Below are 12,904 nucleotides of genomic sequence, written 5' to 3'. Positions count from 1 at the left end.
ATACCAACATATGCCAGATATCGAGATCCAGAACCTGACGAAAGTGTACGAGGAAGCGAACAACAAAATCGTTGCCGTCGACGGGATAGACCTCACGATCAAAGACGGCGAGTTCGTGACTCTGGTCGGTCCCTCGGGCTGTGGCAAGACCACGACGCTTCGCTGCGTTGCGGGGCTGAACAAGCCCACCAGCGGGACGATCAAGTTCGGCGACCGCGACGTGACCCAGAAGCCGGTCCAGGAACGCAACGTCGCGTTGCTCTTCCAAGACATCGCGCTCTACCCCCACATGAGCGTCAAGGAAAACATGGCCTACGGGCTCAAGATCTCCGGATTCTCCCGAAAGGAACGGATGGCCCGCGTTCAGGAGGCCGCCGAACTGCTCCAGATAACCGACCAACTCGAGAAGATGCCCGCGGACCTCTCGGGCGGCCAGCAACAGCGCGTCGCGCTCGGCCGGTCGCTCGTTCGGGACCCCGAAATCTTCCTGTTCGACGAGCCGATGTCGGACCTAGACGCCAAGCTCAAGGCCGAACTGCGCCCGGTCATCGAAAAGGTGACCGACGAGATCGGCTGTCCGACGCTGTACGTGACTCACGACCAGGAGGAGGCGATGACCATGTCCGACCGCGTCGCCGTGATCAACGACGGTGAACTGGCGCAGGTTGCCCCGCCGAAGGAAGTCTATGACGAGCCGGACTCGCAGTTCGTCAGCCAGTTCATCGGCCAGCCGTCGACGCAGTTCTTCGAGGGCAAAGTCGGCGCGGTCAACGGCACTGCCGAACTCGACGTCGGCGGCTACGAGTACCACCTCGCCCGCGACGGCCTCGAGGGTTGGTCCGGTGAGGACGTCCGCGTCGGCCTCCGACCGCAGTACATCCGGGTCAGCGACGACCCCAAGGACGGCATTCCGGCGACGCACCTGTTGGACGAGCCGCTGGGCGACGCGACGCATAGCTTCTTCGACACCGAGTTCGGCGAGATCGTCGTCGTCACCGATCCCGACTTCGACGGCAACGGTGGGGAGTACGGTCTCGTCTTCGAGGACGACTACATCCAACTGTACGACAACGATTCCGGCGTGCGCATCGCCTGATTCCGGTCAGTTCTTTTCGTCGCCGCTCGCTCGAGCGGCCGCGTTCGTCTCTGCGTCGGCAGTGACTGCCGTCTCGGAAACCGCCGGTGCCGTCGAGCGAACGACGATCGTGCCGGCGGCGTAGTCGCCGACGCGTCGACCGTCGGTCACGAACGCGACGACGAGCCCGAGGACCAGCGGCGGGACGCCGAGCAGATCGACGTACCGACAGAGGTTCCGGACGGCGCTGGCCCGGAGCGTACACTCGCGGCCGTCCGTCATGACGACCAGCAGGCCGCGATTGACTTTTCCCGGCGTCCGCCCGTAACGCCACTCACAGACGAACGAGTAGGTGACGTAGAGCGGCAAGAGCGCGACCAGCGAGAGGAAGACGACGTACCCCCCAAGCGCTTCGTAGGACTCACCGAAGACCACGCTCGCGGCGTAGATCAGCGGGAACTCGAGAAGGATGTAACAGACGAACAGGTCGATCGCCGCCGCCCCGGCGCGGGCGAGCAGCACGTCCCGGTCGTCCGCGGTGTCAACTCTTGGTGCCGGCTGTCGCCGGGTCGGGAGGAACCCGTCCAGCGTCCAGTCGATCACGGTTCGACCGCCTCGGCGTTCATGGAGGTGTCTTTCAGTAGCGGACGGAAAATACCTGCCGTCGTTCGACGGCGTTACTCCATCCGGATGTCTGTCCGCAGCGTCACGAGGAAGTAGCCAAAGAGTGCGAGCGTGATCCCGCCGAACATCTGCGTATCCATCGACAAGTAGCCGTCTATCTGGTACAGCAAGACGCTGGTAACCGCCAGCACGAGGATAGCGCCGAGCGTCCGCCAGCGCTCGACCGTCTTCTCGATGGCGATTCCCGCCGTGGACTTCTCGACCGCGTCCGACGCCTTGCGGATGTTCTCGAGCCCCGCGCTATCGGATTTACGTGATTTGGTCTCTTCACTCATATACTGTCGCTATCCCCACCGAGGAGTATATATCTATGGGTCCAGGTGAAACGGTTTCGGCATCGAGCCCTCGCTCGAACGCAGTAAGCCGTCAGCTCGACGGTATCGATACCGAGACGGCTCGACGAAATCGGCCGACGACGACACCCCTCGAATCGTCGCCGGCGACGGGGCTGTCGCGCCCGACGCGAGTGTTACTCCGTGAGTTGGTCGTTTCGCAGGTCCTCGTCGAACTGGAGGGTGTTCTCGATCCTAATTTACAGCCCACAGATGAACAAAATCCGAATCGTGTTGCGGTTGACGAAACCGTGATTCGACTCAACGATGAACAATACTGGCTGTACGCCGTCCTCAGAAATCGGAGATTTCTGATGGGCTGCACAAGAGCGCTGCTCTTGTGAACGCGGTCGATCCAGAAACGAACGAATTGCTGCATAAACAGCTTGAGACGACTACAAACAGCGTTCTTGCACAGCAGTTTCTCGCCGAACTCCGCGAGAAACACGACGCTGAAGAGATGTTGCTTCTCATCGATGGCTCGCATTCTCCGAAAGACGCATCCTCTCGACACGGCCACGATTCCGATCTTTCTCATATATCGTGGCTGGGCTCACCGTCGTCGCTGTCGCCATGTTCCATATTCAAAATCCGGAAGAGGAGTTTGGTAATCCAGATCAGGGGGAGAATTTGGCAAATCCCGGGATAGGTCCGTATCTCAGTGGATTGGGCGGACTTATTATTATAATTTCAGCTTGAATGGGGCAGGATACGACCTAATCCACTCTAAACTACTTCGAGATCGGCGTCGGAGCGATCCATCGCAAACCCCTCCTCGACGAGAGACGTTAGGTAAGACGGCCCGGAGGCTTTTTGGATTTTATTGTCACAAATCAGTACTATTATTACCAATATAGGGATAACATATTTTGCCGGTTAACCCCCAATCTAATCGGCCATGGTGATATCATAGGGGGGTGTTCCCAAAAACCCGGCCCCCCGTTTCAATCACCATGACACCTCCAGATCGGTCACTCTCCAAGTATATCCTCGGTGACAAAGGACATCCCCCGGCCCGTCCCGTTGCGGTCGTTCACGTCGCCGAGCATCTCGGCTTTGATGTCCAGGTACCACGTCTTGCCCTCGCAGCAGAGCCAGTCGTCGGCCTCGAGTCGGCCGAGCACACAATAAATAGTCTGCCAAGCTCGCGCATCGACGAGGTCGTCATAGTCGGCGCTGCCACGCTGTTGTTCGTCGGCGGGATACTGCGGTTCGCCCACGACTTAGAGGAGATGCTCACCGACGAGACGCACCGGTCTTGAGCGTGTTCACCGATGCGTTCGCGATATACCTACTGCTGGGAGTCTTCTACGAGATTCAGACGGTTATAAATACTAACAGGATCACACTTTCCGCTGGGCGTTCGTAAGATATCGAGGAGCACCCACCTGTTCGTTCGTACCGGTATTGTCTGAATGGCAATTCACCGGGTTTGTATTAGGAATTGGCCGCAATCTTCGCTTGACATAGTCTAAATCCCCGAAATTTGTAGAGCAAAATGAGACATGAGTGGCTCACGTTCGTGCGAAGGGGCGTGACCTCTCACGTCAATGACCAGGGTTCAAATCCCTGCCGGAGCACTCTTTTGAACGACCAGAGCGAGTGAAAAAGGAAGCGCACGACAGGGATTTGAATCACGCAAACGCGAGTGTAGCGAGCGTTTGCCATCTGGTTCAAATCCCTGCCGGAGCATGCAAGATACGGACACAGGGAGTATCCCGGTTTTGCGAGCGGCGAAGCCGCGAGCTATTTGCAGTGAGTGTCACGCTGTGAATTCACCATCAGTGATGAGTTCCAGCGGGCGACACACTCTTTTTGCCCACTATCCAGTTAGTCCCCCTATGGATCCGACCCAATTTCTCCAAGATGGTGCAGTTCGGATATCAAACGACACGTATGCAGTCTGCCGGACCGATTACAGCCATCCGACTGCATTTGCAACCGTCCAGGACGACACCGAGACGACGGTGGTCGTCGAAGCGGGTGAGGCTGGGAAGATAGATGCCGACGAGGTTGAATCCGGCTGGAAACGCCTGACGTTCGAGATGGACCTTCCGTTCGAACTCGTTGGATTTCTCGCGAGAGTTGCCACAGAACTCGCGAACGCGGATGTCTCGGTGTTCGTCATCTCCTCGTACTCGACCGACCACGTGTTCGTAAAAGAAGATGACCTCGATGATGCAATCTCGCAGCTTGAGGAACTGGGCTGTATCATCCTGAACCGCAGTGACGGAGGGTAAACACCGGCATCTTCGTACGATATCGAGCCGCTCTGCTTCGGACGGTGTCTCTGACAAATACGAGTAAGCAAAAAGTGGTCGTAGTATCCTGTCCCGGTCAGGCAATAGAGTTCCAAGGCCCCAGTCGTTCGCTCCACTGATCAGTCTGCTCCGAAGTGCTCAAGTGACGGATCGGCCTGGCCAGCGAGCACCGGTTCGATGTCCGCAGCCCGCCAGCCAATCGGCGACAGGACACTCTCAGCGGCGTTGATTAACTGATTCCGGTAAAACTCTTCATCGTGCGGCGAACAGTCTTCGGAGGGAAGTCGCACGCGCTCCCGACCAGTTTTCGAGTCGTCGACGACGACGTAGGAGATATCTCTCCCAGCAAATGATTCCCGTCCACGATCGGTGTGCCGTTGCAGCGCTGCGGTCGTCTGCGTCGACTGCGTGTATTCTGCTACCTGTTTCGAGGCCCGATTCGTGATTTCGAGCGCTGCTGGATCGACAGTCCCGGCTTCGAGGCGACCGATCCACGTCGATAACTCGGCACAGACTGCCTCCGGATCGCCTGTCTCGTCGAAGACATCGATCAGCGCTCGCTGACAGTCTGCGACGAACGTCGGCGTGCTCCGTTGGCGGCACTCGATGCCGCGATACTTGTACTCGCCATCGGTCCGTTTACCGAAGTACTTCGTGAGTGCCCCGGCGTCACTGTTGCGACGCGGGACGAACGCGATCCACTCGTATTCACCTTCGTACTCCAACCGAATCTCCGTGTGTTCTGTGACCGCTGCTGCGACTTCCGTCAGCGGTCGTTGCTGGGTATCCTCACGCGGCGTGACCCACAGACTGTCGACGATACCGTGAACCACTCGCCAGCCAGCCTCTTCGAGGTGTGTTTTTGCGTCCAAGAGGATTTCGCGAGCGTATGTGTTGATCGCCTCGTGACACTCGATCCGGCCGAACTTCGCGTTCGAGAACCCCTGATAGCCGAAACAGGAGACGAGAATCCACTTCAGCGCATCTGACTGACCTTGCAGCACCGCCAGATCGTCTGAATCGTCGGTCTCAGCAATCTCGTTTTTCAGCGCGTCGCGGTCATCGATGATTGGCTGGAGGACATCCGGAAGATAGCCAGGTTCGTCGCAAATACTGTATCCAAGGCCCGGCACGTCTGCGCGGTCGTGGCAGTCACAGCGGATCGTCTCGGGGCTAATGTTTCGCGTACAGATGATATTCGGATACAGCGACGAGAAATCAAGCTCGTGGACGTGTCTGTGGACGCCAACCGCTGGCGAGAAGGTGAATCCGCCGCGGTCCGCGTCGTGCAGTTGTCGCATTCGCTTGGGGAGTTCGTGTCGCCAGCTCTTCCACGGGACCAGCACGTTTCGAGAGAGTGCTTCGCGAATTTGGATTGCCGTCAAAACATTCCCAATCGACGCCCACGAGAGTTCCTGCAGTGGCTTGCGCGAGCGCTCGACGAGATCGAGACAGCCGTCTAAATTGGTCTCATCGTAAAAGAACGTGTTCGACTGGTCGATAATTACCCGACCCGGCACATTGTATCGGGCTGGTGAGTGGCCGACTTGCCCGTAGCTCTCGTAGGTCGACTGGCTTGCTAACTGCTCGTATCCCGGCCGCCGCCCCAACTGAAAAGACAACTCGAACTGCTCCGCAGTCTCAAATAGCGCCGGCACGAGTGCGCCTGTCGACAGGACAAGCACATCAGGATCAGCTACTTCGAGTCGGTCGCGAAGCATCGTGATGATCTCAGACGGCATCGTTTCGTATGCAGTATCACCGATCTGGAGATGTGCCACTGGAGCGTCGGGCTCTCCCGGCTGTGGGTAGCCGAGTTCGAGCGTTCGGAGATCTCGCTCTGGGGACGGATCACACTCCTGTTCGAGACAGTAGCGAAATTCCCGGGAGAAATCGACGTTGAACAGGCGGTACGTTCCGGGACGATCTTGTCGACGAATCCATCCGGCGAGTGGCTGGACTCGATTGATCGACGACACATCGATCCGGAGAACTGTTTCCGGATCGCGGCGGAATGCTGGCCGCCAGCGTTCACGAGCGACTGTTTCGACATCACTCCGGAAAGTGAGCTTCTCGGTAAGGGCATCCAAATGACGCTCCGTCTCCGCAGCCGCGTAGATTGTCGGTGTATACGTCGTCGTCTGTCTCCGGGTACCCGCTGAAGATGCCTGCCACTCGACGACGCCGTCGTCGGTGTAATCAATCTTGAACGGCACGAGAATTCGCCTCCTGTAGTATCTCTACTTGGTTGGAAAGTTCTGCAATCCGGCGTTCTTGGGCGAGCAACACCGAGAATAGATACGGGATCTCCGGGTCTGGGTGGTTGAGATAGCCAGCGGCGTGGGCGTACGTCCGACCGTGCTCGAAGAGTCGGTCGAAGTGCTCCTGCTCGCTCGCGCGTAATGCCCGCCGGTATGCGGAAAACTCGGTCTCCAAAGCTTCGAGTCGGTCGCGATACGTCGGATTAGTTCGCCCCACAGCTACTCACCTCCCGGGTTCCGGTGGGATCTTCCAGTGGCTGGTCGTAGAGTGGCTCGCGAGCCGCGAGAATGTCTGCCCAGAAGGACAGCGTGGTCTGGACCCACCGACCACCCTCGCCAGGGTAGACGAGCGTTTCGTCGTTCGGCGTCTGAAATCGCGGACCGAACGGCGTCTGCTCACACACGAGGTGCTGATCAGCAGCCGTTCTGATTGGGTCGCTGAACGTATCTTCAGCGGTCTGGGTGAGCAGTACCGGCACATCGCTCTCCCTGGCGATGGTCGCAAGCGATGCAATCCCCGAGAGGAGCATCTCTTTGCCCTCGTCGGCAAAGAGGCTCTCGTCGCGATAGTAGCGGTCGATTTCTGGGACGACGACGAGGCTGGTGTCGTCAGAACACAAATCCGGAAGCGATCTGAGGAGGTCCAGATGCTGGAACGGGGTAAATCCACGTGCCACCCGAATCCGATCGAGAATCCGGTTCGAGGGTGCAACCTCTGTGAGTGGGGCAGTCTGCGCGTGTGTTCCGGGATCAATCCAGACGGCGTCACCCCCGGAAAGGAGGAGATGATCGACAGCAAGCGCGTGGATGACAGTATCGGTAGCACTCGAATGCTCAAGCAGTGTGATGCCCGGGTCGAGGGCTGGCAAATAGGTCGAGCTACCCGATGCCGACCGTTGGTTCTGTTCTCTCATGGATAGAGCGTGTGCCGATGAGGGATTAAGTAAGCGGGAGGCGCTTCCGGGTTTCCGGGTATGGGAATCTGGAATCTGTTGAACCGTTCCATCAGTGATGAGTTCCAACGACCGTGTGAATACAGGGCGCGTGTCCAGCACCCGTTGCCGCTTGACTAAGGAAGGGTGCTGAGCAGTCATTACGGGTCAAGGGTGCGTGGTAGATCAACACAAGACTTATTCCAAAATCGGAACACGTCCCTCGTATGCTCCTGTTGCTGCCATTTAGCCTCCTATTGATAATCGCTATTCCACTCTTTCTTGTTGGTGGGGCTGTCGCGATCTATTTAACGTCCAAGGGGGCGCTCTCTGTCCATCAACTGTACATTCTTTTGGGTGTCGCTATTGCGCTGATGACTCTACTTGGTGCTGGAGCAATAGACTCGTACGGCGATACAATCGAGTATACTGTTGATCAATGTATGGAACGTGGGACGGACGGCGGGATGGACGACCAGACGGTAAACTCGGGAACCGAATTTGGCGAGCTATCTCCAGAAGCACAGGACGTGTTCCGCTCAGCACTCCAAGCATCCCGAGCAGATGATGAGTACATGACGCGCAAACACCCCGACGAGTTCGAACTTCAAAGAGATACCGAGACCACAAACGAGATCCAGTACGAATCAGAGTGTTACGAGCTAACAGCACAGTATAGAGCTAACGTTGAATCCAATATTTTGGGGACGTTTTTTTCGGCTGTCGGGTGGAGTCTCGCAGTTGCACTGACAGTCGGTGGTCTAGTCAAGCGCGAACGACGACGTCGGCAGCGTTGGATTGAGTCAGACTCTCTCGAGGACGTGAAATCAGAACGATGTCCGAATTGCGACGAATCCCTCGGTCAGGGAAGCGACGAATGCCAGCGGTGTGGGTGGTCATCTACTGATGACGACACGCAAGAAGGCAACTCATCACAGCCCAAGTAACCCATACGCACTACGGGAGGTTCCGAGCGAATTCTATATACCTCACCTCTGTCCAACCCCTCTATTACAAACTGATTCTCATGAAATCACCACTCACTACGCACGCGCATTGAGTGATTTGCGGTGTATCGAGTATCCGCGCGAACGGAGTGAGCGAGGACACCCGACGATGAAAAAGATGGCTGTATTCAGCACGCCGATTCTCTCAGTTTGCGAGTGGCCTGAGAAGATCTGTTACGGATCAATCGGATCGAGCGACCGCATCGAAAAGTGCGAACTGGAACAGTACCGTTCGGCGACGGCCACAAGTCGACGCGTTCGTCGAATATCTACGAGATTGTGCTGCAGCAACGATTCAAAATCGCCATCACTCCAACTCTGGACGGCCGCACCGCTGTCTGCGAACGGATCGCGCTCGTTGAGTCCCTCACCGACGAGTTCGCCGTAGGTCGTCTCCAAGCTTTTCTCGGAGACATTGAAATTATCCCCGACTACGGTCATCACATCGATGTACGGGCCCTGCAGCGGCCACCCGACGTCATGTTCCCGACAGCGCGTCCGGATGAAGGGCAAATCGAATCCTCCATTCCACGTCTCGCCGTTGTAGGCAGCGAATTTGAACTCGTCAGTGTCGTCCTGTCCTGCGCGGCCAAACCGTCGGATAGCAAACTCGTGGAATGCAGTCAGCAACGAGTGCTCCGAGTCACACGCCGTCACAGTTACGACACTCTCGAATTCAGAAGCCAATGATTGGCTCGTTGCTTCCGCGTACTCGCGGCCGCCTGTATTGAGAAACAGTCGCGAACCCATCGGGATGTCGACGCCGATGACCGTAATCTGGTCGGCAGGGGCGGTTCCAGTCGTTTCGATATCGAGCGCAGCAGTTTTCACTTGTCTGTCACCTTCTGCGTTAATTGACTGCCGATGGTAAAATGCGAAACCGACGACCTTCCGGGTTTCCGAATAAGGGAAGAAATCGGACTATTCGGTAAGAACAGATGGTACCGTCGTGTTCCGAGACAATTTGATAGATTTAGAAGCCGGAAAGATGCTACCCGGAAACCCGGAAGGCTGACCCTTCCGTTTATCTGACTGGCCGCTGATGGCACTGGTATGATCCAGGACGCTCGGGTCCTTCAGGACGATCATCTCCCGCGGGAGATCGTCCACCGACACGAGGAGATGTCCCAGTTGGCGACGGCCCTGGAGCCCGTCGTCGAGGGCGACCGGCCACAGCACGCGTTGCTGACTGGGCCATCCGGCGCTGGCAAGACCTGCATCGCCCGGGCAACACTTGACCGCCTCCAAGAGCAGGTGCTCGACGTGCATACGGCCCACGTCGATTGCTGGCTCCATCCCAACGATTTCCGCATTCTCTACAAGCTACTGGAAACACTGGGCAACACGTACGACATCCATCGGTCGACGCCACATGACGAACTGCTCGAACGCCTCGCCGAGATCGACAAACCGTTTCTGATCGTCCTCGACGAGGCCGACCAGATCGACGATCCAGATCTGCTCCGTCGCCTGTACGGCATTCCGTACGTGACGATGATTCTCGTGACTAACCACGAGCGCGACCTGTTCTCACCACTGGACGAACGATTGCAGTCCCGGCTTCGGAGTAGCGATACGATCGAGTTCGACCGATATACGCACGACGAACTCGTGTCGATCCTCGCCGATCGCGCGCACTGGGGGCTAACCGACGGCTCGATCACCGACGGGCAACTCGACCGACTGGCCGAGGCAGCCCGCGGGAACGCTCGTGACGCGATCAGTATGCTCCGGTCGGCTGCTCGGCATGCAGAACAGGCCGGGCGAGGGCAGATCAACGAAACCGACATCGACGACGCGATTCCCGCAGCACGCGCCGAACTGCGACAGAAGAGTCTCGACCGGTTGACGCCCGACCAGCTTGCAGTCTACGACGTGTTGCGAGAGAGCGGCGAACTCATGCCGAAAGAGATCACTGCGGCGTACAAGCAACGAGTCGATGAGCCGAAAACAAAACGGACCGTCCGCAAATATCTGCGAAAGCTCGAACAGTACAACCTGATCGAAAGTTCCGGGAATGGACCCAGCAAGGTCTACACAACGACACAAGAGTGAGAATACCCATCCGAGCGATTCAGCTACAGCTGAATGGTTTCGAGGTCTGCCTCCAGGTCGGAGACATTCTCGTTGTACGCACGGACAAACTCGGGAAACTGCGGTGCACACTCCCGAATATCGTCGGCAGATGGCGGCTGGTACTGTGAGAGGAGATAGATGCCGCCTTCCCCGCCGACGCGGAGATACGAGACGCCGTCGCGGTCCCAGTTGAGTTCCCAGCGCGTGCCGGCAACCCGTGTCGTGAACGTCCCGTAGTCGCCACCCTCGTAACGCTGGAGTTCACGAGCGATGCGATCACAGACATCGTGGACCCGGTCCAGCACGCGGTCGCGCTCTGCAACGGCACCGTCTGTCGACGCGACGGCTGGAAAGTCAGTCGAGACATCGTCGAGGATACCGTCGAGCGAGGCGACGTAGTTGTTGAAACCGGCGACGAACGCGCTGTAGTCGGTGAGTGCGTCGGCAAGCGGCCCCGGTTCTGGCGGCTGTTTCGTCGAAACGACGTACACCTCGTCGCCACGCTCGGGGTCGAATCGGAGATAGGAGAGGTCCCCGGCCTCGTATTTGACGGTCCACTCGCCGCGGTCGGTCTCGATGGTGGCCTGGCCGTAATCGCCACCCTCCAACCGGGCGAGTTGGTAGGCGATCTGACCGGCGTGATCTCGCACTGCGGACACCAGTTCGTCACGTCGGTCGGCAACGGCAGTCACATCAGCCGGATCGAGCGGCGGCCAATCGGTCACATCTGATCAAACCGCCGGAGGAAGATAACCGGTGTGATCTCTGGTGCGAACAGCCACAGATAAACACACCGCAGATCTGCGGAGAGACAGCGAGGGGTTCTCGACCCCATTATCCAGTTGCTATGGGAATCGTCACTCTCCTGTTTGGCCGCCCAGCCAGCGAGGGCAGAACCGAGAGTTCACGCCGGGATGACTCCTGTGAGACAGATCGCGACCACAGCGTCCAGTGTCGGAGCTGTGGTCGGTATCATGCAGCACAATCACGTTCGTGTCCGAACTGTGATTCCGGAAACCAGCTCCGCGATGGGCCGCCACCGCGTTAGTCGGCGTTGCTGGTGACGAAGTGAGTCATAGCCGTTCGCTCGGCACGACGAAGGAGTTCGCCTGCCGTCCCGGTCGAACAGCCGAGTCTGCTGGCGACCTCTTCCAGCGTCGCATTCTGTGGTTCGTGATAGTAGCCACACTCGACGGCTTCGTCGGCGGCCTCGAGTTGCCGCGGCGTAAGTTCGAGCCGTGAGTCGAGGCAGCCAGCGAGTAATTTACTCACTGAAAGCACTTCGACAGCCATCATGTCCGGAACCGAGTCCACTGCGGCCTGGACCATCTCCGCCGGCCCGACAACCGTGAGAACGACAGTGCCGTCAGCACGGAACTCGAGTGGTGTCAACAGGAGCAACTCCGGTTGATCGAAGACCCCGCAAACGCGTGTTCCGTCGAATCCAACTTCTCACGAGACCTCGAGGTACCGCATGCTGTGTTCAGATGGGTCTCACGGCTCTCACTTTGGGGTTTTATTGAGTTATCCGATGCCCCGAGCAGACAGCACAGGAAAATCTGTGCTGGCCCTCTCCTCGATCGAGTCACATGCAAAAAACCCCCCGACCAGCGTCGTCACTGATCGAGGGGTGATGAGGTGGGTCCAAATGGAGGACCCGAAGTATGAATGGGAGGCGGCGAACCGAGTTTCCCAGAGACTCTCGTACTCCAGTACTCACCGGAACGCTGGCGGGCTTAACTTCCGTGTTCGGGATGGGTACGGGTGTAAACCCCGCCGCTATGGCCGCCTTAACGCCGATCCGCGGAATCGAACCGCGTCCACACTGCAGAGCAGTGGGATACCAGTATCGGTGGCCGATGTTGTGACGATCGTGTGTATGTGCAATCCAGTTAACGCCTGGACCCGCTTCATGGGCCCGTGTATCCAGTGTAGTATGAATGGTGGCTTCAACCGATTAGTACTCGTGGACTGAACGTCTCGTTGCCTCGACGCGTACATCCCAAGTCTATCGATCTCGTCTTAGACGAGTGGTTTCAGCGGTGTCTCTTTTCCAGGTGGGTTTCGAGCTTAGATGCGTTCAGCTCTTACCCCGTGTGGCGTAGCTTCTCAGCAATGCTCTCTCGAACAACTGATAGACCAGTGGCCACCAACCGTAGTTCCTCTCGTACTATACGGTCGTTCCCGTCAGACACCATGACACCCCCAATAGATAGCAGCCGACCTGTCTCACGACGGTCTAAACCCAGCTCACGACCTCCTTTAATAGGCGAACA

At 57.8% G+C, this 12,904-nt stretch carries 13 protein-coding genes, 2 rRNA genes and 2 pseudogenes; 5 read left to right on the top strand and 12 right to left on the bottom strand.

All coding sequences use genetic code 11. From position 1 onward, the window contains the following. Positions 1–10 precede the first annotated feature (10 nt). Complete coding sequence (locus V8P86_RS00080; RefSeq protein ID WP_336325191.1) at positions 11–1,096, top strand: ABC transporter ATP-binding protein; 1,086 nt, start codon at positions 11–13, stop codon at positions 1,094–1,096. 6 nt (positions 1,097–1,102) lie between these two features. On the opposite strand, the gene V8P86_RS00075 is transcribed toward V8P86_RS00080, so the two are convergent. Next, on the bottom strand, positions 1,103–1,678 hold the full coding sequence (locus V8P86_RS00075) for an RDD family protein (RefSeq protein ID WP_336325190.1): 576 nt from the start codon (positions 1,676–1,678) through the stop codon (positions 1,103–1,105). Positions 1,679–1,752: 74 nt separating this feature from the next. Next, the gene (locus V8P86_RS00070; protein WP_336325189.1) at positions 1,753–2,034 is read right to left on the bottom strand and encodes a hypothetical protein; all 282 of its coding nucleotides are present in this window, start codon (positions 2,032–2,034) and stop codon (positions 1,753–1,755) included. 254 nt (positions 2,035–2,288) lie between these two features. On the opposite strand from V8P86_RS00070, the pseudogene V8P86_RS00065 reads away from it, so the two are divergent. Beyond that, positions 2,289–2,614, top strand: a pseudogene (locus tag V8P86_RS00065) (transposase domain-containing protein); the annotation flags it as partial. Positions 2,615–3,062: 448 nt separating this feature from the next. Here V8P86_RS00065 and V8P86_RS00060 read toward each other — a convergent pair. Continuing rightward, complete coding sequence (locus V8P86_RS00060; RefSeq protein ID WP_336325188.1) at positions 3,063–3,311, bottom strand: hypothetical protein; 249 nt, start codon at positions 3,309–3,311, stop codon at positions 3,063–3,065. Between the two features lie 621 nt (positions 3,312–3,932). Between V8P86_RS00060 and V8P86_RS00055 the strand changes: the two genes are divergently transcribed. Continuing rightward, positions 3,933–4,331 carry an ACT domain-containing protein gene (locus tag V8P86_RS00055; RefSeq protein ID WP_336325187.1) on the top strand — a complete coding sequence of 133 codons (399 nt, stop codon included), beginning with the start codon at positions 3,933–3,935 and terminating at the stop codon, positions 4,329–4,331. Between the two features lie 140 nt (positions 4,332–4,471). Here V8P86_RS00055 and V8P86_RS00050 read toward each other — a convergent pair whose 3' ends face one another. From V8P86_RS00050 to V8P86_RS00040, 3 genes are read right to left on the bottom strand one after another with little or no spacing between them, the layout of a single operon-like run. Continuing rightward, a complete protein-coding gene (locus tag V8P86_RS00050; RefSeq protein WP_336325186.1) occupies positions 4,472–6,568 on the bottom strand; it encodes a type B DNA-directed DNA polymerase in 2,097 nt (698 codons plus the stop codon). Continuing rightward, positions 6,552–6,830 carry a DUF8156 family protein gene (locus V8P86_RS00045; protein ID WP_336325185.1) on the bottom strand — a complete coding sequence of 93 codons (279 nt, stop codon included), beginning with the start codon at positions 6,828–6,830 and terminating at the stop codon, positions 6,552–6,554. Before V8P86_RS00045 ends, V8P86_RS00050 begins: the two co-directional genes overlap by 17 nt. After that, on the bottom strand, positions 6,817–7,527 hold the full coding sequence (locus tag V8P86_RS00040) for a hypothetical protein (RefSeq protein WP_336325184.1): 711 nt from the start codon (positions 7,525–7,527) through the stop codon (positions 6,817–6,819). The genes V8P86_RS00045 and V8P86_RS00040 overlap by 14 nt, the downstream gene beginning before the upstream one ends. 245 nt (positions 7,528–7,772) lie before the next feature. Between V8P86_RS00040 and V8P86_RS00035 the strand changes: the two genes are divergently transcribed. Then, entirely contained in the window at positions 7,773–8,492 is a 720-nt protein-coding gene (locus V8P86_RS00035) for a DUF7979 domain-containing protein (protein ID WP_336325183.1), read from the top strand. Positions 8,493–8,726: 234 nt separating this feature from the next. Here the strand turns inward: V8P86_RS00035 and V8P86_RS00030 are convergent, their stop codons facing one another. After that, on the bottom strand, positions 8,727–9,383 hold the full coding sequence (locus tag V8P86_RS00030; RefSeq protein WP_336325182.1) for a 3'-5' exonuclease family protein: 657 nt from the start codon (positions 9,381–9,383) through the stop codon (positions 8,727–8,729). A 222-nt stretch (positions 9,384–9,605) separates the two neighbouring features. On the opposite strand from V8P86_RS00030, the gene V8P86_RS00025 reads away from it, so the two are divergent. Continuing rightward, positions 9,606–10,607 carry a Cdc6/Cdc18 family protein gene (locus V8P86_RS00025; RefSeq protein ID WP_336325181.1) on the top strand — a complete coding sequence of 334 codons (1,002 nt, stop codon included), beginning with the start codon at positions 9,606–9,608 and terminating at the stop codon, positions 10,605–10,607. A 23-nt stretch (positions 10,608–10,630) separates the two neighbouring features. Here the strand turns inward: V8P86_RS00025 and V8P86_RS00020 are convergent, their stop codons facing one another. From V8P86_RS00020 to V8P86_RS00005, 5 genes and pseudogenes are all read right to left on the bottom strand, one after another. After that, positions 10,631–11,353 (bottom strand): profilin-fold protein, encoded by a 723-nt coding sequence (locus V8P86_RS00020; protein WP_336325180.1) that lies wholly within the window; start codon positions 11,351–11,353, stop codon positions 10,631–10,633. 319 nt (positions 11,354–11,672) lie between these two features. Beyond that, positions 11,673–11,921, bottom strand: a complete 249-nt coding sequence (locus V8P86_RS00015; RefSeq protein ID WP_442909357.1) for a helix-turn-helix domain-containing protein — start codon at positions 11,919–11,921, stop codon at positions 11,673–11,675. Further along, positions 11,907–12,047: pseudogene (locus V8P86_RS18865) on the bottom strand (helix-turn-helix domain-containing protein); the annotation flags it as partial. The pseudogene V8P86_RS18865 and the gene V8P86_RS00015, both read right to left, overlap by 15 nt. Before the next feature lie 251 nt (positions 12,048–12,298). After that, positions 12,299–12,421: ribosomal RNA gene (gene rrf / locus V8P86_RS00010) — 5S ribosomal RNA — on the bottom strand. Between the two features lie 144 nt (positions 12,422–12,565). Then, positions 12,566–12,904: ribosomal RNA gene (locus V8P86_RS00005) — 23S ribosomal RNA — on the bottom strand; the annotation flags it as partial.

The organism is Halovenus anhuiensis (assembly GCF_037080055.1).
GTDB lineage: Archaea > Halobacteriota > Halobacteria > Halobacteriales > Haloarculaceae > Halovenus.
This window is presented reverse-complemented; position numbering and strand designations above follow the sequence as displayed.